20 protein-coding genes are annotated in these 21,935 nt (G+C 71.7%); 7 read left to right on the top strand and 13 right to left on the bottom strand.

Features of this window, described 5'->3' with window-relative positions; genetic code table 11:
• Window positions 1–95: 95 nt before the first annotated feature.
• Both rfbD and rfbB read right to left on the bottom strand, forming a co-directional pair.
• The gene (rfbD, locus tag E1288_RS14870) at window positions 96–1,013 is read right to left on the bottom strand and encodes a dTDP-4-dehydrorhamnose reductase (protein WP_132485361.1); all 918 of its coding nucleotides are present in this window, start codon (window positions 1,011–1,013) and stop codon (window positions 96–98) included.
• On the bottom strand, window positions 1,010–1,999 hold the full coding sequence (rfbB, locus tag E1288_RS14865) for a dTDP-glucose 4,6-dehydratase (protein WP_132485359.1): 990 nt from the start codon (window positions 1,997–1,999) through the stop codon (window positions 1,010–1,012). The genes rfbD and rfbB overlap by 4 nt, the downstream gene beginning before the upstream one ends.
• Window positions 2,000–2,253: 254 nt before the next feature.
• On the opposite strand from rfbB, the gene E1288_RS14860 reads away from it, so the two are divergent.
• The 3 genes from E1288_RS14860 (at window position 2,254) to E1288_RS14850 (ending at window position 6,231) form a co-directional block, all read left to right on the top strand.
• Window positions 2,254–3,972: an LCP family protein gene (locus E1288_RS14860; protein ID WP_235883561.1), complete on the top strand. Its 1,719-nt coding sequence runs from the start codon at window positions 2,254–2,256 to the stop codon at window positions 3,970–3,972.
• Window positions 3,973–4,092: 120 nt separating this feature from the next.
• A complete protein-coding gene (locus E1288_RS14855) occupies window positions 4,093–5,274 on the top strand; it encodes an LCP family protein (protein ID WP_132485357.1) in 1,182 nt (393 codons plus the stop codon).
• A gap of 246 nt (window positions 5,275–5,520) precedes the next feature.
• Entirely contained in the window at window positions 5,521–6,231 is a 711-nt protein-coding gene (locus E1288_RS14850) for a TIGR03089 family protein (RefSeq protein WP_132485355.1), read from the top strand.
• A 143-nt stretch (window positions 6,232–6,374) separates the two neighbouring features.
• Here the strand turns inward: E1288_RS14850 and E1288_RS14845 are convergent, their stop codons facing one another.
• Window positions 6,375–6,800 carry a DoxX family protein gene (locus E1288_RS14845; RefSeq protein ID WP_132485353.1) on the bottom strand — a complete coding sequence of 142 codons (426 nt, stop codon included), beginning with the start codon at window positions 6,798–6,800 and terminating at the stop codon, window positions 6,375–6,377.
• A 184-nt stretch (window positions 6,801–6,984) separates the two neighbouring features.
• On the opposite strand from E1288_RS14845, the gene E1288_RS14840 reads away from it, so the two are divergent.
• Window positions 6,985–7,767 (top strand): thioesterase family protein, encoded by a 783-nt coding sequence (locus E1288_RS14840; protein WP_132485351.1) that lies wholly within the window; start codon window positions 6,985–6,987, stop codon window positions 7,765–7,767.
• Window positions 7,768–7,872: 105 nt separating this feature from the next.
• On the opposite strand, the gene purE is transcribed toward E1288_RS14840, so the two are convergent.
• The 3 genes from purE to E1288_RS14825 form a co-directional block, all read right to left on the bottom strand.
• Window positions 7,873–8,358: a 5-(carboxyamino)imidazole ribonucleotide mutase gene (gene purE, locus E1288_RS14835; protein WP_132485442.1), complete on the bottom strand. Its 486-nt coding sequence runs from the start codon at window positions 8,356–8,358 to the stop codon at window positions 7,873–7,875.
• A gap of 73 nt (window positions 8,359–8,431) precedes the next feature.
• Window positions 8,432–9,616, bottom strand: coding sequence for a 5-(carboxyamino)imidazole ribonucleotide synthase (locus E1288_RS14830; protein WP_132485349.1), 1,185 nt, complete (start codon window positions 9,614–9,616; stop codon window positions 8,432–8,434).
• 386 nt (window positions 9,617–10,002) lie between these two features.
• Window positions 10,003–10,677, bottom strand: coding sequence for a hypothetical protein (locus E1288_RS14825; protein ID WP_235883560.1), 675 nt, complete (start codon window positions 10,675–10,677; stop codon window positions 10,003–10,005).
• A gap of 325 nt (window positions 10,678–11,002) precedes the next feature.
• Between E1288_RS14825 and E1288_RS48765 the strand changes: the two genes are divergently transcribed.
• Window positions 11,003–12,031: a sigma-70 family RNA polymerase sigma factor gene (locus E1288_RS48765; RefSeq protein ID WP_235883559.1), complete on the top strand. Its 1,029-nt coding sequence runs from the start codon at window positions 11,003–11,005 to the stop codon at window positions 12,029–12,031.
• A 26-nt stretch (window positions 12,032–12,057) separates the two neighbouring features.
• Here E1288_RS48765 and E1288_RS48760 read toward each other — a convergent pair whose 3' ends face one another.
• Window positions 12,058–12,432: a hypothetical protein gene (locus E1288_RS48760; RefSeq protein ID WP_235883558.1), complete on the bottom strand. Its 375-nt coding sequence runs from the start codon at window positions 12,430–12,432 to the stop codon at window positions 12,058–12,060.
• Window positions 12,433–12,471: 39 nt separating this feature from the next.
• A complete protein-coding gene (locus E1288_RS48755; RefSeq protein WP_235883557.1) occupies window positions 12,472–13,353 on the bottom strand; it encodes a hypothetical protein in 882 nt (293 codons plus the stop codon).
• A gap of 116 nt (window positions 13,354–13,469) precedes the next feature.
• On the opposite strand from E1288_RS48755, the gene E1288_RS14815 reads away from it, so the two are divergent.
• Window positions 13,470–13,997 carry a GtrA family protein gene (locus E1288_RS14815; protein WP_132485347.1) on the top strand — a complete coding sequence of 176 codons (528 nt, stop codon included), beginning with the start codon at window positions 13,470–13,472 and terminating at the stop codon, window positions 13,995–13,997.
• A gap of 102 nt (window positions 13,998–14,099) precedes the next feature.
• Here E1288_RS14815 and E1288_RS14810 read toward each other — a convergent pair whose 3' ends face one another.
• On the bottom strand, window positions 14,100–15,374 hold the full coding sequence (locus E1288_RS14810; RefSeq protein WP_132485345.1) for an ATP-binding protein: 1,275 nt from the start codon (window positions 15,372–15,374) through the stop codon (window positions 14,100–14,102).
• 6 nt (window positions 15,375–15,380) lie between these two features.
• Window positions 15,381–16,055, bottom strand: a complete 675-nt coding sequence (locus E1288_RS14805; RefSeq protein ID WP_132485343.1) for a response regulator transcription factor — start codon at window positions 16,053–16,055, stop codon at window positions 15,381–15,383.
• 116 nt (window positions 16,056–16,171) lie between these two features.
• On the opposite strand from E1288_RS14805, the gene hisN reads away from it, so the two are divergent.
• Window positions 16,172–16,945, top strand: coding sequence for a histidinol-phosphatase (hisN, locus tag E1288_RS14800; protein ID WP_207954351.1), 774 nt, complete (start codon window positions 16,172–16,174; stop codon window positions 16,943–16,945).
• Window positions 16,946–17,322: 377 nt separating this feature from the next.
• On the opposite strand, the gene E1288_RS14795 is transcribed toward hisN, so the two are convergent.
• The 3 genes from E1288_RS14795 to E1288_RS14785 form a co-directional block, all read right to left on the bottom strand.
• Entirely contained in the window at window positions 17,323–19,239 is a 1,917-nt protein-coding gene (locus tag E1288_RS14795; protein ID WP_132485341.1) for a DUF2339 domain-containing protein, read from the bottom strand.
• Between the two features lie 87 nt (window positions 19,240–19,326).
• Window positions 19,327–19,632 carry a hypothetical protein gene (locus E1288_RS14790; RefSeq protein ID WP_132485339.1) on the bottom strand — a complete coding sequence of 102 codons (306 nt, stop codon included), beginning with the start codon at window positions 19,630–19,632 and terminating at the stop codon, window positions 19,327–19,329.
• Window positions 19,629–21,932, bottom strand: a complete 2,304-nt coding sequence (locus E1288_RS14785) for a TNT domain-containing protein (protein ID WP_132485337.1) — start codon at window positions 21,930–21,932, stop codon at window positions 19,629–19,631. The genes E1288_RS14790 and E1288_RS14785 overlap by 4 nt, the downstream gene beginning before the upstream one ends.
• Window positions 21,933–21,935 lie beyond the last annotated feature (3 nt).

Raw genomic sequence — 21,935 nt, 5'->3', positions numbered from 1 at the left:
CAGTAGTCATTATGCCCGACATCCCGATCCCGTGCCAGCGGATATGCCCCTGGCACGGCCTTTCGCGGTCGGCTTCACCGGGTCAGGCGACTTCGTCACCTTCCCCTGAGGGCTTCGCCGTCCGCTTCGAAGGCCGCCGCCAGGGCTTCTCGCCAGGGGCGCATCGGGGTCAGGCCCGCTTCGCGCCAGGCCGCGTCGGACAGGACCGAGTAGGCCGGCCGGGGTGCCGGGAGCGGGTAGTCCGCCGTCGTGCACGGGTTCACCCGGTTCTCGTCCGCGCCCAGTTCCGCGAAGATCGCCCGGGCGAACTCGAACCAGCTCGCCTGGCCCGAATTGGTGCAGTGCAACACCTTCTGCTTCGGGTCCCGGCGCTCGGCGACCTGCCCGGCCAGTTCCAGCAGGCCGTTCGCCAGGTCCGCCGCCCAGGTCGGCGAGCCGATCTGATCGTCCACAACGGACAGCGAGTCCCGCTCGCCGGACAGGCGGATCATCGTCTTCACGAAGTTCCCGCCGCGCGCTCCGTACACCCACGCGGTGCGCACCACCCAGGCCCGCGCGCCGGATTCCAGCACCGCCTGCTCGCCTTCGAGCTTCGTGCGCCCGTACACCGAGCGCGGCCCGGTCGGGTCCGTCGGCTCGTACGGCCGGGTCCCGTCGCCCGGGAACACGTAATCCGTCGACACGTGCAGCAGCGGCAGGCCGCTGCTCCGGCAGGCCTTCGCCAGGTCGGCGGCGCCTTCGGCGTTGATCCGGGCCGCGCGATCCGGATCGGACTCCGCCGCGTCCACTCCCGTGTAGGCCGCGGCGTTGATCACCACCGGTTCCAGCTCGGCGTCCTTCGCCGCCTCCGCGAACGAACCCACCGCGTCGGCGACCTCCTCGGCGTCGGTGATGTCCAGTTCCTTGGAGCCGGGCGCGTGCACCAGCGCGCCGGACCGCGCGGCGAGGATGCGGGCCAGCTCCGAGCCGAGCTGGCCGCGGCCGCCCGGGACCAGCACGGCGAGGCGGCTCACTTCGCCGCCTCCGCGCGGGCCTTCAGCGGCTCCCACCAGTCGCGGTTCTCCTGGTACCAGCGAATCGTCTCGCGCAGCCCGGTCTCGAAGTCGACCTGCGGCCGGTACCCCAGTTCCTGCACGATCTTGCCGTGGTCCACCGAGTAGCGGCGGTCGTGGCCCTTGCGGTCCGCCACCGGCCGCACCATCGACCAGTCCACGCCGAGTTCGGCCAGCAGCCGCTCGGTCAGCTCCTTGTTGGTCAGCTCGGTGCCGCCGCCGATGTTGTAGATCTCGCCAGGCCGCCCGGATTCGGCCACCAGCTGGATTCCCCGGCAGTGGTCGCCGACGTGCAGCCAGTCGCGCACGTTGAGCCCGTCGCCGTAGAGCGGCACCTGGGCGCCGTCCATCAGGTTCGTGATGAACAGCGGCAGCACCTTCTCCGGGAACTGGTAGGGCCCGTAGTTGTTGGAGCAGCGGGTGATGCACACCGGCAGGCCGTGCGTGCGGTGGTAGGCGCGGGCCAGCAGGTCCGAGCCCGCCTTCGCCGCCGAGTACGGCGAATTCGGCTCCAGTGCGTGGTCCTCGGGCCAGGAGCCTTCGTCGATGGAGCCGTAGACCTCGTCGGTGGACACGTGCACGAACTTGCCGACACCGGCGTCGAGCGCGGCCTGCAGCAGCACGTTCGTGCCGACGACGTTGGTGAGCACGAAGGCGTCCGAGCCGGTGATCGACCGGTCCACGTGGGTTTCGGCGGCGAAGTGCACGACCACGTCCACGTCGGTGATCAGGCCACCGACCAGCTCGCGGTCGCAGATGTCGCCACGGACGAACTTCAGCCGCGGGTTGTCCGCGACCGGCGCCAGGTTCGCCTCGTTGCCCGCGTAGGTGAGTTTGTCGAGCACGATCACATCGGCATCGGAGAACGCGGGATACGCGCCGTTGAGGAGCTGCCGAACGTAGTGCGAGCCGATGAAGCCGGCCCCACCGGTGACCAGAATCCGCATTGCGCCCTTCCTCGCCGGGTTTACCGCGGCCCGCAGCGGGCCCGCGTCCGCAGTCTGGCATGACACGGCGCGCTACGAGGCAGGTTCCCGCGTTACTCAGCGTCACAAAGACACCTAACCCTTATGAGTGATGTCACCCCTGTTACTGGGACCTGCCCACCCGCCCCAGGTTCACCGCTAGCCTGCAACCGGAACACGAGCAAAATCACTTCGCCAAGGTGTAACGCTCACCGACAGGCCAAGGAGGATTCGGCGTGGAGGACCGGCCGAGGTGGCCAGGTGGCCCGCAGGGTCAGCCCGGTAGATCCGTGCCGCCCCGCGGCCCCGGCGGACAGGGCCGGCCGGCGTCCGGCGGCACCCCGTCGGGCGGGCGGCGCGGTGGCGCTGCCCCGTCGCCCGGCGGCCCCGGCCGCAGGCCAGCGCAGAGTGACGCCCGGCGCCGCTCGACCCCCCGTTCGGGTAACGCGGAGGTCCCCCCGGAAGGCGACGTCTGGCAGCGGCGGCGCAACCGCCGGGGCGCGCGGAACTTCGGCCGGGCGCTGTTCGCGCTGCTGTCCGTGCTGGTGCTGAGCACCACCGGGTTCGGCTGGGCCATGTTCCGGCCCGGGGCCGGCGGCACCTCCACCGCCGACGTCATCGGCAAGGGCTTGAGCGCCCCGGACGGCGCCACCGACATCCTGCTGATCGGCAACGACAGCCGCAACGACGCCTTCGGCAATCCGCTGCCCGACAACGTGCTTCGCGAGCTGCGCACCAGCTACGACGGCGGTGACCTCACCGACGCGATGATCCTGGTCCGCATCCCCAACGGCGGGCAGAGCGCCAGCGCGATCTCCTTCCCCCGCGACACCCTCGTCGACGTCGGTCTCGGGGAGGGCAAGACCAAGCTCACCGAGACGATGAACCGCGGCAAGCACGCCGAGATGGCGAAGCTGAGGAAGGACGGCGTCACCGACCCGAAGGAGCTGGAGGAGAAGTCCCGGCTGGCCGGCAAGCAGCTGCTGCTGAAGACCATCGAGGACGTCACCGGCGTCAGCATCGACCACTACGCCGAGGTCAACCTGCTCGGCTTCTACGACGTCACCAACGCCATCGGCGGCGTCGAGGTCTGCCTGCTCGAAGACACCAAGGACAAGGACTCCGGCGCGAACTTCCACAAGGGCGTGCAGACGATCCAGGGCGCCGACGCGCTGGCCTTCGTCCGCCAGCGGAAGGGCCTGATCAACGAGCTCGACCGCGGCAGGCGCCAGCAGGTCTTCGTGTCCGCGCTGGCCCGCAAGGTCATGTCCACCGGCACGCTGACCAACCCGGCGAAGCTGACCGAACTGGTCAACGCCATCCAGAAGTCGGTCATCCTCGACCCCGCGCTGGCCAACGACGTGCTCGGCTTCGCCCAGCAGATACAGGGCATCGCGGGCGGGAACGTGCAGTTCTTCACCGCACCGGTGCACCTCGTCGGCTCGTCCGGCTCGGAAGACGTCACGATCAAGATCCCGGAGGTCCGGCAGTTCGCCGCGGATCTGCTGCTGTCGCCGACCGAACGGCAGCAGAAGCAGGTCGCGATGCAGGCCCGGGCCGCGACCTCGGTCAGCGTCTACAACGCCTCCGGGGTCAGCGGGCTGGCCGCGCGGGTGCTCGAAGAGATCTCCGGGCAGGGTTTCAAGGCCGGCGGCAGCTCCAACGCCGACACCATGGACCGCTCGGTCATCTACTACGCGACCGGCGAGGAGGCCGCCGCGAAGCAGGTGTCAGACTCCCTCGGCGGCGTGCCGACGGAGGTGCGATCCAGCGTCGAGTCCGGCAGCGTCGAGGTCTACCTGGGCAAGGACTACAAGGGTCCGGGCACGCAGAACTTCGCTTCTGCCCAGACCGTCCAGCTCGACGGTCTGCGCCAGGCGGGCCCTCTCCTGGCTCAGCCGGAGACCGACGACATGCCCGCGATCACCGCGGACGGCGTGCCCTGCATTCGATGACCGGCGTCACGTCGGCGAGTTGAGCGCGTCTCACCTACGAGGTTAATCGCCGGGCTGCCGCTCACGGGTTCCCCTGGCGGTTAACCTTGGTCGTCGGCACGCAACGGTTGGGGGAACGACGTGGGCGAACCGGAACGGGAACCGGAGGCGGCGGAGTCGGTCGGCCCGCAGCGGGCCGGGATCCGCATCGCCGGGCGCAGCCTCCTCGCGCTGGTCTCGGCCGTCGTGCTTGCCCTCACCGCCATCGGCTGGATCGTGGTGGACCGGCTCAGCGATGTCAGCTCCGCCAAGGTGCTCGCGGACGCGCCGCCGGGACCGCCCGCTGACGACGGCGCGACGGACGTGCTGCTGGTCGGTAGCGACAGCCGCACCGACGCGCAGGGCAATCCGCTTCCGGAAAGCGTGCTGAAGCAGCTGCGCACCGAGGCCGTCGGCGGCCTGAACACCGACAGCCTCGTGGTGATCCGGATCCCGCACAACACCGCGCAGCCGACCGCGGTTTCCATCCCGCGCGACACCTACACCGACGTGCCGGGCGGCCGGCCCGAGAAGATCAACGCCGTCTACGGGCTGACGAAGAGCGTTACCGCGGACAAGCTGCGGGGCGACGGCATGCCGGAGTCGGAGATCGAGCACGCCGCGCGGCTCGCCGGGCAGCGCGCGCTGGTGCAGACCGTGCAGAGCCTCACCGGGGTGCGCATCGACCACTACGCGGAGCTCAACCTGGTCGGGTTCTTCGAGCTCACCGAGGCCGTCGGCGGCGTCGATGTCTGCCTCCAGCAGGCCACCAGCGACAAGGACTCCGGCGCCGATTTCGCCGCCGGGCGGCACACCATCAGCGGCGGCGACGCGCTGGCGTTCGTCCGGCAGCGGCACGGCCTGCCGCGCGGCGACCTGGACCGGATCGTGCGCCAGCAGGTGTTCATGGCCGGGCTGGCGAACAAGGTGCTGTCCACCGGTACCCTCACCGACCCGGGGATGATCAACGACCTGGTGCAGGCGACCCGCCGCGCGGTGGTGCTCGACGAGGGCTGGGACCCGCTGGGTTTCGTGCAGCAGATGCAGGAACTGGCCGCCGGGCGGGTCACGTTCGTGACGCTGCCGGTCTCCGACTCTGGCGCCCGCGACGACCGCGGGCAGTACATCATCAACGTGGATCCGGCGGCGGCGCAGGGCTTCTTCGAGAGGCTGACCAACCCGGACCCGCCGCGCCTGGCGCCGGCGGCGCGGCTGCGCCTGGACGGCACCGCGCACGCCCAGCAGCCGATCACCTCCGACGGCGGGATCCCCTGCGTCAACTGACCTCGGGCCACTTAGAACGCGATGCGTGGTGGCGATTTCGCGCGAAATCAGCCGCTGCGAGCAGCACGGCCCCGTGCCTGGAGCGGTGGGACTGGTCGTTCTGACAGATGGCGGCGACGGGCTCCGCCGGAAGCTGGTGGCGACATCGCTTCCGTCGTGCACGAATCGGGGGCCGTAATTCCCGCAGGGGGGCCGCCACCCGCACCGCTACGCAAAACGAGTGCAACCACCCCTTAGGCTCGCGGCATGAGCGTTACCCAGGCACTGCTCGGTCCGCTGCTGGCCGGCGGAGCTCCGAAACCGCTGATCACGCACTACGACGACGCCACCGGGGCGCGCATCGAGCTGTCCCGCGCGACCACCGCGAACTGGGCGGCGAAGACGGCGAACTGGCTGGTCGACGAGCTCGACCTCGAGCCGGGCGCGCCGGTGCTGGTGGCGCTGCCCGCGCACTGGCAGACCGTCGGGGTGCTGCTGGGCGCCTGGTGGTGCGGGGCGCACATCACCGACGACCCGCAGGGCGCCGAGGTGGCTTTCGTCCCGGCATCCGACCTGGACAGCGGCAAGGGCGCGCACACCATCGCCGCCGTGGGCCTGGACGCGCTCGGCGCGCCGGTGCGCGGCCTGCCGGGCGGCGTCGCCGACTACGTGTCGGACATCCGCGTGCACGGCGACGACTTCAGCCCGCTCTCGCCGGTCGGCGGCGACGACCCGGCGCTGCTGGACCTGTCGGTTGAGGACCTGCTGGCCGAGGCCCGGCTGCGCGCCGATGCCCTGCACATCGGCCGCGACGACCGCGTTCTGTCCACATTGGAATGGCATTTGCCGGGCGGTGTCGTGGACGGCTTGCTCACCGTGCTGTCCGCGCGGGCGTCCCTGGTGCACTGCACCAATCCCGACCCGCAGAAGCTGGAGCAGCGCCGCGCCGACGAGCGCATCACCGTCGACCTGACCTAGAGACGGGTTCCAAACTCGTTCTGCATTGCGGTGCCGGCAGCGGAACCTCAGACGCCGCCTGGACTCCGGGATCCCCGGCTTATGTATGACCAACGACGAAGGGCGCCTCCGGCCGCGATGGCCGGAGGCGCCCTTCGGCTTGATCAGGCCGCGGCCTTCTCGCGGCCGGCCGCCGACTTGCCGGTGAACAGGCCGGTGAGCGTGAAGCGCGAGCCGCTGAAGCCGAGCGCGAGGCTGGCCGCCGCGAGCACCAGCACGTACTCGAAGCCGCCGTCCGACAGGAAGAACCCGCCGCTGAGGTGCGCCGTGAACAGCGCACCCACCATGACCGCCGCGAGCAGGGTGCCGGCGACCGGCATCAGCACACCCAGGATCAGCCCCAGGCCACCGAGCAGCTCGACCAGCGCGGTGAACCACGCCGCGACCGCGGGCAGGCCCATCTTGCCGAACGAAGCGACGACGTTGTCAATTCCGTAGAGCACCCACTTCTGGTAGGCGTGCGCGAGGAACGTCGCGCCCACGACGAGGCGCGCGACCAGGATCGTCACGTCACGAAGGCTGTGCTGCATGGGGGAACCTTTCAAGGTCGGTATCTGGCGGCGTCACCAAATGTACATGAAGCTTCAAACAACCATCCCCGTCGAGAAGATGCTCACACGCATCCCGCAACGTGGAACCATTCCGCGACAACTCGCCAGAAAACTGGCAAACGACCAGTACCACCGCGTTGCTACCGACGGGTAACATCGGGGAATGCGCGACAACCAGGCCCTTTTCCACCCCGACGGCGAGCTGTTCGTCCCCAGCGAAGCGGCGGGCAACCCGTGGGGCGAGCTGACCGGCGGCGGCCCGATCGCCGGGCTGCTCGCTCGCGCCGTCGAGCGGCACACCGACGACCCCGACTTGTTCGTCGCCCGGCTCACCGTCGACCTGATGCGGCCGGTGCCCCGCACCCCGCTCGCCGCCTCCGTTCGTCCACTTCGGACCGGAAAGCGGCTGCACGTCGTCGAGGCGACCCTCACCGCCGGCGACAAGGACGTCGCGCACGCCACCGCCCAGCTGCTGCGCCATTCCGATGTGGACGGACCGGAACCCGACGAGGCGGTGCCCTTCCCCGGCCCGGACGGGATCGCCGGCGGTCACCTGCTGCCGCCGGAACTCGGCCTGCGCTGGGGCGTGCACGACGTGGTGCAGGTGCGGTGGGTCGCGGACCAGAGCGCGACCGGCACCAGCCGGGCGTGGATGCGGATGCCGCTACCGCTGCTGCCCGGCGAGCCGCTGAGCCCGCTCGGTCACGTCGCGGTGCTCGTCGACTGCATCAGCGCGGCCAGCCCGATCGGGCCGATCTTCGGGCCGTGGATCAACACCGACATCACGCTCTACCTGCACCGGCCGTTCGAAGGCGAATGGCTCGGCATGGAGATCCGGCGGGACGTGCAGCCCACCGGCATCGGCGTGGCCAGCGCCCGCCTGTACGACGAGCGCGGCCCGATCGGCAACGCCCACGAGGCGGTGATGGTCAACCAACTCGGTTGACCATCACGGCCCGGCCGCCAGGGAGCGGGCCGTGGTCCGCAATTTCCATTGAAATCGAAGGTCCGATTTCCATTGAAATTGCGGAGACCCCGGGTGGGCGTGAGGTCAGCCGTGGGCCTTCTGCTGGAGGGCATCGTGCTTGCCGAGGACCATCGTCTCCAGGTCCGCCTGGAACTTGGCCATGTCCGCGCGCAGCCGGGCGCCCAGCTCGCCGGAGTCCGCCGCCAGCGTCCGGACCGCGAGCAGGCCCGCGTTGCGCGCCCCGCCCACCGACACCGTCGCCACCGGCACGCCGGCCGGCATCTGCACGATCGACAGCAGCGAGTCCATGCCGTCGAGGTACTTCAGGGGCACCGGGACGCCGATCACCGGCAGCACCGTCGCCGAGGCGACCATGCCCGGCAGGTGCGCCGCGCCGCCCGCCCCGGCGATGATCACCCGGATGCCGCGGTCGGCCGCGGTGCGGGCGTAGTCGAGCATCCGCTGCGGCGTGCGGTGCGCGGAGTAGACGCCGGCCTCGAACGGCACGTCGAACTCGGTGAGCGCGTCGGCCGCGGCCTGCATCACCGGCCAGTCGGAGTCGCTGCCCATGATCAAGCCGACCAGTGGATTCTCGCCTGCCACGCTCGGACCTCTCGCTTCGCTGCGTCGTACGGGTGCTGTGTCAGTGGATCTCGTGGCCGTCGAGCCACTCGGCGTGCGACAGCCAGTGCGCGGCCAGTCGCGCCTGTTCCCGCACCTCGTCCATCCGGTCGCCGAGCACGGTGATGTGGCCGAGCTTGCGCCCCGGGCGCTCGCTCTTGCCGTACAGGTGGACCTTCGCGTGCGGGTAGCGGGCGAACAGGTGGTGCAGCCGCTCGTCCACGCCCATCTTCGGCTCGGTCGGCGAGCCCAGCAGGTTGGCCATCACCACGGCCGGCGCGGTCGGCTCGGTGCTGCCCAGCGGATAGTCGAGCACGGCCCGCAGGTGCTGCTCGAACTGCGAGGTGCGGGAGCCCTCGATGGTCCAGTGCCCGGAGTTGTGCGGGCGCATCGCCAGCTCGTTGATCACCAGGCCGTCGGCAGTCTCGAACAGCTCGACCGCGAGCACGCCGGTCACGTCGAGCGACTCGGCGATCTTCAGCGCGAGGTCCTGGGCCTGCTCGGTCAGCTCGGCCGAGGCGTCGGGGGCCGGGGCGAGCACCTGCACGCAGATGCCGTCCTCCTGCACCGTCTCCACCAGCGGCCACGCCGCGCCCTGCCCGAACGGCGAGCGCGCGACCAGCGCGGCGAGCTCCCGGCGCAGCGGCACGCACTGCTCGACGAGCAGCCGCGAACCGCTCTCCAACAGCTCGGTGACGGTGCGCTTGGCGCTGTCCGGGGTGTCGAGCACCCACACGCCGCGCCCGTCGTAGCCACCGCGGGCGGTCTTCAGCACGCACGGCCAGCCGTGCTCCGCGCCGAACTCCAGCGCGTCGCCGACCGAGGTGACCTCGGCGAACGGCGGCACCGGGAGGCCGAGTTCGGCGAGCTTGCGGCGCATCACGAGCTTGTCCTGCGCGTGCAGCAGGGCATCCGGCCCGGGCTGCACGGAGACACCGGACGCGGCCAGCGCGCGGAGGTGCTCGCCGGGCACGTGCTCGTGGTCGAAGGTGACCACGTCGCACCCCTGCGCGAAGTTCTTCAGCGCCTCGAGGTCGGCGTGGTGGCCGATCTCCACGTTCGGCGCAACGAGTGCAGCGGCGTCGTCCGCCGAGGTCGCCAGCACCTTCAGCGACTGCCCCAACGGGATCGCGGCCTGGTGGGTCATCCTCGCGAGCTGCCCGCCACCGATCATGCCGACAACTGGGGTTCCGGTGCGGTGGTCCACGCCGTCAGCCTAGAGCGGCGACCGGCCCGCACCAGCGCCGGGACCTCCCGACGCGACCCACCTCACAGCCCGGAGGTCGGGGGAAATCGGTCCTCCAGTTTCAATTGAAACTGGAGGACACCGGTGTCCCGGGCGACGACGGGCCCGGAGACTTCCGCGGTTTCATCTTGGCTGGTGACCGCAGCCGCGACAGCCAACGGACCGTATCCCGAAAGCAGGCGCATAGCCCACCTACGCGGCTTGCACCGCCGCAGGTTCTCAGCGTTCGCCTGGGCCATACATAAGTCAGGGCACCCACAGCCAGGCGGGCGCTGTGACTCCCGCCGGGGGCCGCCACCCGCACCGCCACGCAGAACGCGGATGAAAAAACCTCATTGAAACCGCGGTCACAGGGACGCCAGGAGCTCGCAGGCCTCGTCGTGACCATCCGGCAGGACGTCCTCGCGCAGTACCACCGGGCCGCAGCCGCGCAGGGCCGGATCCGCCGCCAGGCGATGCTGGATCGTCCAGCGCGCCTGGATGCAGCGGGCGGGCAGCAGCCGGTCGCGCTGCGCCAGCACCACAGCCGTCGCGGACCGCAGCAGCGACGTCGTCTCCCCACCGTCGAACACGGTCCGCAGCGCGTCGGCGATCAGCACCATAGCCATCATCCGGGGGTAGTCGTCGGCGGTGGCGCCGAGCGAGACCGTGACCAGCACGTGCCCGCTGCCGGCCGGGTGCCCCTCGGCGCGGGCCGCCCGGTACACCTCGTGCAGCCGGGTGCGCAGGTAGCCCGCAGTGGTCAGGCCCGTGAGCGGGTCCTCCACCTCGCGCCCGACCGACATCCGGGCCACCACGTCGGACCAGCCCAGCGCCGTGGCGCGCACCATCGCGGTCGGCACCGCGTCCGGGTCGGCGGACACCAGTCCGTCGTGCGAGCCGACCGACACCGCGTGCAGCGCGGCGAGGTCCTGCAACGCCCCGGCGAGCCCTACGCCCGCCTCTGCCCGGGACGCGCCGAGATCGGCCAGCGATTCCGCCAAGCTGTCCCCCGCCACGACCGCCGCGCACACCACGTCCACCGCGTCCGATGCCCAATCGCTCGGAAACGGCCAACCTGCGGCGAGGCTGGCCGTGCGCCAGCGGGATCGCAGCGCACGCCGACGCCCGTCCACCGTCGTCGCGTCACACCTAAGCGGCCACTCCCTCATGCTCAACGCCCCTTCTTTTCAACGCCCTGTCAAGGGGACGGAGCAGTTCGTCGCCCATGACGGTGGAGTTGATGGCGCGGGCAATAAGATCTAGATCACAATAATCTTCAGCTTTGACACGTCATGACATCGGCCGAAGATGACTCCCTACTTACGAACGGGATCTGCGAACGCCCTGCGGGGAGGAAGGTGCGGCGTGGCGACAGTACCGGCGGAAGTGCAAGGGCCCAGCGACACCGAGCTGCTGGAAGAGGTCCGCAGCGGCTCGTCCGCGGCCTACGCGCAGCTGTACGAGCGGCACGTCGGCGCGGCGTACAACATGGCGCGGCAGGTCGCGAAGTCCCCGGCCGAGGCCGACGACCTGGTCTCCGAGGCCTTCACGAAGGTGCTCGACACGCTTCGCGACGGGCGCGGCCCGAACACCGCGTTCCGCGCCTACCTGCTGACCGCGCTGCGGCACACCGCGTACGACCGGACCCGCCGCGAACGCAAGGTGCAGCTCGCCGACGACGTCGCGGAGGTGTCCGGCGCCGACGTGAGCGTGCCGTTCACCGACACCGCGGTCGCCGGGCTGGAGCGCACGCTCGCCGCGCAGGCGTTCACCCGGCTGCCGGAGCGCTGGCAGACCGTGCTGTGGCACATCGAGATCGAAGGCCAGACGCCGGCGCAGGTGGCGCCGCTGCTCGGCCTGACGCCCAACGGCGTCTCCGCGCTCGCCTACCGGGCCCGCGAAGGGCTCCGCCAGGCCTACCTGCAGGTGCACCTCGGGCAGCTGGACGCCGCCGAGGCGGGCGTCGAGCAGTGCCGGGCCGCCGTCGACCGGCTCGGCGCGTGGACCCGTGGCGGGCTGTCCAAGCGCGAAACCACCCAGGTCGAGACGCATCTCGACGGCTGCGACCGCTGCCGCGCGCTGGCCGCGGAGCTCGCCGATGTGAACGGTGCGCTGCGCGTCATCATCGCGCCGCTGGTGCTCGGCGGATCGGTCACCGGCTACCTCGCCCTCTCGTCCTCCGGCGGAGCGGCCGCCGGCGCGGCAGTCGCCGCGGGCAGCGCCTCCGGTGCGGCGGGCGCCGCCAGCGCCGGGCCGCGCCAGGCGGTCACCGCCGGGGCGGCCACGGCGGTGCTGGCCGCGGCGGTCGCCCTCGCGCTGGCGTCCGGCACCGACCAGTCCGTGCCGGTCGCGCAGGCTGCGCCGCCGCACGCCGCCGCCCAGCCGCCACCGTAGCCTCCGGCTCCGGAGCCTCCGGCGGCTCAGCCACCGGCTCCCCAGCCGCCCGCACCGCAGCCGGCACCGGCGCCCGCGCCACCCACACCTGCTCCGCCTGCGGCGACGCCGGTGCTGAACGCCTCGGGGCCCGCCGAGCCGATCCAGTTGGTCCCCGGCGGCGATCCGGTCGCGTTGCCGATCACGGTGAACAACAGTGGATCCGGGCCGTCCGAGCCGGTCGTCTCCACGCTGGAGCTGCCGCCGGGCGTGTCCGCGCAGCTGCCGAACGCCATCCGGTCCGGGCCCGCCTCGACAAGCCCGCAGAGCCGGGTCGCGTCGTCGATCCCGGTTCGCGCGCAGGCCCCGGACGCGCCCTCGGTGAGCTGCACGAACGGCTCCGGCTCGATCACCTGCACCACCGATCGCGGCCTGCGGCCCGGCGAGTCGTTCGTCTTCGACTACCGCATCCAGGCCGACGAGTCCGCCACCAGCGGCGAGATCACCGCGAACATCAGCGCGGGCACCGAGATCCAGCTGCGGCTCCCGACGGTCCCGGTCGTGGTCCAGCCGCCGACGCCGGTAGACGGCGTGGACGTCCGGACCTCCTCCTGGAACTCGGGTGGACTGCAGCTCTGCGACGGCCACGACACCCCGGGCCACCTGCCCTGGCTGTGCAGCCGGATCGCGATCGACGTGCGCAACACCGGAACCAGCACCGGGCGCGCTGAGGCCGTGGCCGAGCTGCCGCCGGACGTGCAGGCGACCGGGCTGTCGCCGATGTGCGACTTCGAACCGGGCCGGATTCGGTGCGCCGCCGAGCTGGCGCCCGGCAAGTCCTTCCACAGCGAGGTCTGGGTGACCGCGCTGCCGGGATTCCCGTGGCCCGAGCTCCCGCGGCCGGTGGGCCTGCTCTCGCCGGAGCCGGCCGGTCCGGTTCCGGGGGGCGGCTGGATCGTCCGCGAGGTGACGATCCCGGTGGCCGCGGAGCTGGGATCGGCCGACGACAGCGCCCCGGTGACCGTGCGGCTCTTGTTCCCGTGGCTGCCGACGCCGCCCGAGCCGGAACCGCCGGCGCCGACCACGACGCCCACCAGCACCACGCCGGAGTGCCCGTGGCCGGGCTGGGGCGACCGGCCGCCATCGGAGTGGGGCCAGCGCCCGCCGCACTGCTGGTGGCCTTGGCCTCCGGTGAACCCGTCGCTGCCGGATTCGCCTGTTACGACGACGACTGCGCCGCCGACCAGCACGACGACCACGACGCCACCGACCACCACATCTCCGACCACGTCGACGCCGCCGAGCAGCACCACGCCTCCGACCAGCAGCACGACGCCGCCCACGAGCAGTTCGGCACCGCCGAGCAGTCCGACGACGGGGTCAACGTCACAGCCGCACCGACCGAGGTAATTCGGCGACTGAGCTCGCCCGGTCGGAGCAGCTCCGTAGACTCGAGGGCGTGTCCGCTGTCGATTCGGTACTCGCTCGCATCCCGCAGCCGTACCGGTCCCTCGCGATCCGGCATCGCGAGCTGTTGAAGTTCGGGGTCGTCGGCGCGATCACGTTCTTCATCGACACGGGCATCTTCTACGCGCTGAAGCTGACGATCCTGTCGCCGAAGCCGGTCACCTCGAAGGTGATCGCGGTGCTGGTCGCGACGATCGTGTCGTACGTGCTGAACCGGGAGTGGTCGTTCCGCACCCGCGGCGGCCGGCGGCGGCACCACGAGGCGACGCTGTACTTCGTGATCAGCGGCATCGCGGTCGGGATGTACTCGGCGCCGCTGTGGGTCTCGCGGTACCTGCTGCACCTGCAGACGCCCTTCACCAGCCGGTTGGTGGAGGAGATCGCCGACTTCACGTCGGGGCAGATCATCGGGTTGCTGGTGGGCATGGCGTTCCGGTGGTGGGCGTTCCGCAAGTGGGTCTTCCCCGCCGAGCAGGCCGACCGCCGGCCCGCACCCCGCGACCGCATCTCCACCCGCTGACGCCGCGTTTCCGCAGGCCCGTAGCCGTGCGCGTTTTTTGTCGCCATAGCAGCACAAAGTGCACACGGGCCGTGACCAGCTAAAACGGAACCCGAGCGGCGATCAGCGCGGGGTGGACGCCCGGTTCCAGGAGACACCGAGGATGTCGTCGGCGCGGGCGATCGGCAGGTACACCTCGAACATCGCCGGACGCGCCTGGCTCAGTTCCAGTCGGCCGCCGTCGGCCTCGACCAGCGCGCGGGCCAGCGCCAGGCCAACGCCGGTCGAGCCGCGTCCGGAGAAACCGCGCTCGAAGACGTACGGCACCAGCGCATCCGGCACGCCGTGGCCGGAATCGCCGACCTCCACGACCACGGTTCCGGCGCCCTGCCGCGCCGCCAGCGTCACGGTTCCCTCGCCGTGCCGGAGCGCGTTGTCGAGCAGCACGCCGATCGTCTCCCGCAGCCGAGTGGGCGTGGCGCGGGCGAGCACTCCTTCCGACACCTTCAACCGCAGCGTCCGGCCCTCGGCCTTCAGCGGCTCCCGCCACTCCCCCGCGACATCGGTGAGCAGGCTCGACACGTCCAGCGGTTCGGCGTCCCGGGAGCGGGCCGCGGTGGCCGCCGCCAGCAGGTCGTCGAGCACGCCGGAGAGGCGTTCGGCCTGCTCAAGGGCGGCGTTGGCCTCCTCGGTGATCTCCGGGTCGTCCGTCGCGGCGAGGGCCTCCAGCCGCAGGTGCAGCGCGGTGAGCCTGCTGCGCAACTGGTGCGAGACGTCGCCGACGAGGTCGCGTTCACGCTGCACCAGCTGCGACAGCGCCGCGCCGGAGGCGTCCAGCGCATCGGCGACGCGATCGAGTTCCGGGACCTGGTGCCGCTGCGGGTCGGCGCGGAAATCGCCGGCGCCGAGCCGGGCCGCGCGGGCAGCGACGTGCTTCAACGGGTCCGAAAGCCGCCGGGCGGTGAGGGTCGCGACGATCATCCCGGTGCCCGCCGAGAGCACCACCAGCATCAGCACCAGCCCCGCCACCTGCAGCTGCTGGGTGCGCACCGGGCCGCTCGGCGCGGCGATGGTGACCGTCCCGCTCTGCACCATCGGCACGCTCTCCACCAGCGGATTCTCCCCGGGATCCGGGCCGTAGGCGTAGTCGTGCGCCTGCGTGCGCACGATCAGCCGGGCGCCGTCGGGCACCGCCAACCGGGCGGCGTTGAGGTCGATCGCGCGCTGCGAGGCGATCTGCTCGTCGAGCAGCGTCGCGATCTGCTGGGCGCGGGTGGACAGGTCGCCCGCGGTGAGGTCCTGGACGAGCTTCAGTGCGCTGAACCCCAGCGGCAGGCCGAGGACGACCGCGGTCACCGCGACGGCGAGCAGCGTGGCCTGCAGGATTCGACGGCGCATCGCGGATCAGTCCGAGTTGAAGCGGAACCCGACGCCGCGCACCGTGGCGATCCGGGTCTCGTCGAGCCGCCCGTTGCTGTCGCTGAGCTTCCGGCGCAGCCACGAGATGTGCATGTCCAGCGTCTTGCTGCCCTTGCGGTCGGACTCCGGCCAGACCTCTTCCAGGATCTCCTCGCGGGTCACCACCTGACCGGCGTGCTGCATCAGCACTCGCAGCAGCTCGTACTCCTTGTTCGCCAGCTGCACCTCGTGCTCGTTGACCAGCACCCGGCGGGCGGTCAGGTCGAGCCGGACGCCGGAGGCCTCCAGGGTCTCCGGTGCGCCGCGACGCAGGAGGGCGCGGATCCGGGCCATCAGCTCGGCGAGCCGGAACGGCTTGGCGACGTAGTCGTCGGCTCCCGCGTCGAGCCCGACGACGAAGTCGACCTCGTCGGTGCGCGCGGTGAGCATCAGCACCGGGAGGCCGCGGCCCTGCGCCCGCAGCCGTCGGCACACCTCCAGGCCGTCCATCTCCGGCAGCCCGAGGTCCAGCACCAGGAGATCGATCCCACCGGAAGCCGCGGCTTGCAGCGTCGATGGGCCGTCCTCGATCACCTGCACCGAATAACCCTCGCGCTGCAACGCCCTGGACAGCGGCACAGCGATGGCCGGGTCGTCTTCTGCCAGCAGCACCACGCTCACGCTCTCCAGCCTAGAGGGCGCGGATGATCACGTCCGTCGTCATGGGCGATTCGCCGGACCCGGCTGGTCGCGGGCCCTTGCCGGATCGCCTGGGGAGGCGGACTAGGGTTCCTGGCGTGACCAGCGATCTCGATCTCGCACTGCACCTCGCCGACGTCGCGGACGGGATCACCGGCGCCCGGTTCCGGGCCCGGGACCTGAGCGTGGACCGCAAACCCGACCGCACGCCGGTCACCGACGCGGACCTCGCGGTGGAGGACGCGGTGCGCGAGGTGCTCTCCGCGCAGCGCCCGGACGACGTGGTGGCTGGCGAGGAGCGCGGCGGCACCGCCGGCGAAGGCCGGGCATGGGTGCTCGACCCGATCGACGGCACGAAGAACTTCCTGCGCGGCGTCCCGGTGTGGGCGACGCTCATCGCGCTGGTCGACGGCGGCCGGCCGGTGGTCGGCGTGATCAGCGCGCCGGCGCTAGGGAAGCGCTGGTGGGCGGCGGCCGGTGCTGGCGCCTGGTGCCGCACCGGTGACGCGGAGCCGGAGCGGATCGGAGTGTCCGGGGTGCGGGACCTCGCCGACGCGTACGTGTCGACGACCCACCTCGGCACCTGGGTGGAGTACCACTCGCGGGAGTCCTACCTGCGGCTGATCGACGCCTGCTGGGAGAACCGGGCGTTCGGCGACTTCTGGCAACACTGCCTGGTCGCGGAGGGCGTGATCGACATCGCCGCCGAACCCATCGTCAACCCGTGGGACGTGGCGGCGGCCCAGATCCTGGTGGAAGAAGCGGGCGGCAAGTTCACGGACCTGTCCGGAGAACCCCGCTACGACGGCGGAAGCGCGCTCGCCACCAACGGCCACCTGCACGAGGAAGCACTGCGACTGCTGCAGAAGTAGGCTCCGGCGGCCGGCCGCGAGGGCCGGGGTGGCGCGCCGATCCGGTCTCGGATCGTCAACGAAGCAGCCCCAGCAGAACTCGTGGATCATCGCGCCGCCCAGCAGAAATCCCAGTGCCGAGCGATAAAATCGCGCGCATCGACGGCCTCAATACACTGTGGACACTGCTGCGCTTCGCAGCCTGGTCTGCTCGTCGCGGACCGGTGCGAGCGTCGTGAGTGATCGTTCCGGTTCTTGCCGGACATCCGGTTCTTGCCGGATTCAGCGCTCACGACACCCCGCGGCGCCGCCTTCGGCCTGGTCAGGGCTCGTGAGTACTTTGGACTGCCATAGCGCTCCAAAGTACTCACGAGCTTTTGCCTGCGGATGTGGGCCGTTCAGTCCGCGGGCTTGGCCTTGGCCAGGAGGCGGGCGTAGGCCGAGCCCGCCGCCAGGAGGATCAGGCCCGCGCAGAGGAAGGCGATCACCCGGGCCACGCCGTCCAGCGTCGCCAGGTCGAACAGCAGCAGCTTCGCCAGCGACACCGCGATCAGCACCATGCCCGCGATTCGCAGGTGCTTCACCCGGACTCCGCGCAGCAGCAGCGCGATGGCCGCCACCACCCAGCTCAGCGTGATCAGGATGTGCGCGGTCAGGAATCCCGCCCGCGCGTCGTGCACCAGCAGGCACGCCGCCATCGTCGCGCTCGCCGTTCCGTACAGCAGCGCCAGTCCCGAGGCCGCCCACGGCAGCAGCGATTCCGGCAGGCCCGCCAGCTTTCCGATGCGCACCGCCGCGACCGGCAGGGCCACCGCCACCAGCGCGATCAGCAGCCCGGCCAGCATGCCGCGGACTCCGGTTCCGCCGTGGTACCAGAGCAGCACGGTGATCGGCAGCTCGTAGATGAACGTCAGCAGGAAGCCGAAGGCCGCGTAGCACGTCGCGCCGAGCAGCACTCCCCCGCTGCGCAGAACGAACGCGCCGACGCTCAGCAGCAACGCCTCGCACAGCAAGGCCGTCCCCCAACTCGACGAATCCAGGAAGACCAGCGTCGTCTGCACCGCCGCGACGGCGGCGATCCCGCCGACCGCGGCGACGAACCTCGTCGACAACCGGTTCCGGAACGAAGGTGTGAACCGCCCGACGGCCCAGATCGCCAGCAGCAGCGCGGTCATTCCGCCGCCGATCGTGCCCGCCGCGGGGCGCTCCAGCATCAGGGGCCCGGCCAGGAACGTCGGCGTCGGCGCGGCGATGAGCAGGCTGATCGCCGTCCAGTCCGCGGCCGGGCGAGCGGCGGCGGTGATCGCCGCGACCGCCACGCCCAGCACCGCGGCGACGAAGATCGAGGCCACGAGCGTGGTGTCGTTGACCCACATTCCGCGCACGCTCGCCGCCAGGGTGGCCAGCACGGTGGGAATTCCGGCCGCCAGCGCGAGGCCCGCCCAGCCCCGTCGCACCTGCACCGGAGTCGCCGCGACCTGCAGCAACACCAGGAAGCTCACCAGCAGCGAATCCACCGTCCACGTGATCAGCGGCGCGCAGATCGCCGAGCTGAGCACGACGCCGAGGGCCAGCGGCTGCGCGCGCCAGCGGTCCGCGAGCGCCAGGCCCGCGACGCTGACCGCGAGGCCGACGCCGAGTCCGGCGGGCACCGACAGGTAGTCGTAAAGCGCGGTGGCCGCGACCACGTCCAGGAACAACGCGCCGAAACCCGTTGTGGCCAGGGCGAATCCGGCGATCCGCCCCGCTGCGCCCGGCTGCTCGGGCACGGACCGGCGGTGCATCCACCACCCGGCCGCGACGAGCAGCGCGGCGAGCACCGCGCCACCGGCGACCCTCGCGCCCGGCCCCAGCCAGTCCTGCTGCACCGCGAGGATCAGCAGGAAGACCACGCCGAGCAGGGTCACCCCGGCACCGACCCAGGCGAGGACGCGGCTCGGTTCCAGGCCCGTGCCGGCCGGCCGGGCGCTCGGTGCCGGAACGTGCGACAGCCCCGGATACGGCTGTGGATACGGCGCACCCGCCTGCTGCGCGGGATCCTGCTGCTGCGCGGCAGCGAATCCCGCTTCGGGACCGGTCGACTGCTGGCTCGGCGCGGTCTGCTGCGCGGCAGCGGCTTGCTGGTCAGGCGCGACTTGCTGCTGCGGCGGCACATGTTGGTACTGCTGCGCGGGACTGGCCTGGTAGTGCGGGACCTGCTGCTGCGCTTGCAGCTGCGCCTGCACCAGGTCGCCCAAGTACGTCAGTCGCTGGCCGATGGCTTGCAACTCGCCTGCGACCAACTGGAGCGCTTCGCCGGGCTGTGGTTGCGACATGATCCCAAGTCTGGGGGCGCGCCACCCATTCGGCATCGGTAGCACTACTCACCAGGGATCACAGCTCGGGACGGATGCGCTCGGCGCTCAGACCCGCTGCGCCGGGGTGCCCTTCGGCGGCGTGCTCGTCACGTCGAGCGGCCCGACGACCCCGCGCAACGCCTGTGTCCAGGTCAGCCGCCCGAACAGGTAGAAGCACGCCACCTGCTCGTTGCTGAACCGGGCCCAGTCGTAGCGGTTGCCCTGCTCCCGCCAGAAGACCTCCCAGGCGGGTGCGCCGTCGACCTCGTCGCGGATCAGGCACCAGGCGTCGTCGGCCTCGACCCCGACGGACACGAGCTCCTCCGGGACGCCCATCGCCACCAACCAGCCGAGCACGGACTCGGTGTTCACTTCGCCGCCTCCTGAGTCGTCCCGCCGTCAGTCGTTCCCCCGTCGCGCACGATCCGCACCGTCTGCGCCACCTTCGCCTCGGACTCGTCCTCGGCTTCCGGATCGTCGGGCTCGCGGGTGATCTGGAGAGGCGACAGCACGACGTCGCCGTCCTCCTCCGTCTCCTCGCGCGCGATGCGCAGCGTCGCCGCCTCGGCGATCTCCCGCGCCTTGGTCAACTCCACCAGGTAACCGAGCCCGACCAGGTCGGCGAGCGAGTAGGTCGCGCGGAAGCGCATCCCACCGCCGGGCTGCGCGAACCACGGTGCCGCAACCGCCTGCCACACCGGCAACGGACGCATGACCCGATACCGCCGGTAGTCGCGCTCGTCGTAGGCGGCGGGCAGCGAGCGCTGCGCGAAAGGCGTTGCCACGGCGAACAGAATCCGCCCATCGCCGCTGCCCAGGCAGTCGAGCACCGTGTCGGGCTCCAGCACCACCGGCTCCGCCGGTTCCACGCCGCCCTCCGGGAACCGCTCCGCGCGCGGCCACGCGAACTCGCCGTCGCGCCGCAGGAACTCGCGCTGCCACTCCTGCTCGCTGAGCTCGCCGAACGGCTCGTGGTCCGACGCGAGCTCCGCGGGCAGCTGCTCGGACTCGCGGCGCTCGTCCCGATAGCGCTGCGCTGCCGCATACGCCTCGGCCGATCGCACCCGCCCCAGCGCATCGCTGTCGTCGACCAGGTGGGACTGCGGGTGGTCCTGCGGCGGGAAGTTCAGGCCCGGCCTGCCCTCCTCGGCCACCTCCGGAACGAGCAACTGCCTGCTCGCCTTGCTCGCCGCGACCGGCATGTAACCGATCGGGAACTGGTGCAGCACGAACGCCACCACGTCCGCGTTCCGGCTGGCCTGCCGCAACGGGCGCTGCGGAGCCTCCTGCGGCACCGGAACCGGCGGCTGCGCCGGAGCCGGCAGCGGGCGCAGCGGAGCGCGCTGCATCGGCTGGTTCACCGGAGCAGGCGGGGCTTGCGGAGCAGGCCCGCCGAAGGCCACCGGGCCGCGCGGAGCTGCCGGCGGCATCGGCGGCCGCGCTGCGGCCGCCGGAGGCGGAGCAGCCGACGGCGGCGGAGCGCCGGGCGCACCGGGCTGGGCCACGAAGTGGCCGCCCGGCGCCGCCGGAGGCGGCGGTGCGAAGCCCTGCGGCGGCGCAGCCGCGCCGGGCAGCGGCGGCGGAGCCTGCGGAGCCTGTGGCGAAGCCCAGGCGGAGTGCACGGCGTGCGGCGCGGTGCTGGAGGCGGGGTCGCCGCCGTCGGGCGTCCAGCCCGGGCGGGCGGAGTCGCCGATCACCGGGATCGGGCCGGTGCCGGCGTCGGCGAGGCCGGGCGCCCAGCCACCGGGATCGACCTTGACCGGGCCGGTGTGCTCGGCATCGCCCTGCCAAGGGTTCGCGGTTCGTACCACTTCTTCGACAGCGCCGTGCGCACCTGCTGCCACACCCCCAACGGTCTCCTGCGCGGGCCGACCGAGGCCTTCGCCCACGCCCCCGACATCACCGGCGACCTCGCGGGCCGCCCGGCCGAGGCCACCAACGGCCTCGTGCGCTCCTCGGTCAACGCCTTCCGCAACACCACCGATGGTCTCGTGGGCCGCTCGGCCAACACCACCGACGGTGTCGTGCGCGGTCTTGCCGAGATCGTCGACGACACCGGTCATCCCGCCGGACGCAACGCTGTCCACAGTGGATGATGCGAGGTCCGTACCGGATTGCACGGCGCCGCCGACCGTCGACAGCAGGCCGGGCGAGCCGCCCGATTCCACCAGCACGCCGCTGTCGAGGTCGACGGCAGAGGTCAGCGTGTTGTGCACCTGCGCCACGCTCGCCGCCGCGCCGTTCACCGCCGAATCCAGCGCCGCCAGCGCCTGCGGATGCCCTGCGGCGGCCGCCTGCTCCGCTGCATCGGTCTGCTTCGCCAGCGTCACCAGTTCCCGCACCAGCTGCACTTTCGCCGCGCCGACCTGCTCGGCGGCGTGGTCCAGGCGGTCCGCAGCGGCCCGGCACTGCTGCGCCGACGCGGGCAGAACCCCGTCTCCCGCAGCGAGCTTGTCCCAGTCACGGCGAGCCGCCCGGGCCGCTTCGCCGTCGATCGCGCCGAGCGCGCCCTGCGCGGTGCCGTCGGCGGCCCCGGTGAGCGCGTCGATCGACTTCGCCGCGTCCCGCCAAGCCGACGCCGACTCGCGCATCTTGTCCTCGTCGGCCTCCGGCCACTTCGCGCCCGCGCGCGCCGCGACATCCCGGAGTTCCGCGGGAAGTTCGATGCCCATCCG

The organism is Saccharopolyspora elongata, from assembly GCF_004348985.1.
Lineage (GTDB): Bacteria > Actinomycetota > Actinomycetes > Mycobacteriales > Pseudonocardiaceae > Saccharopolyspora > Saccharopolyspora elongata.
The sequence above is the reverse complement of the archived record's forward strand: the minus strand, read 5'-3'. Positions and strand labels throughout refer to the sequence as shown.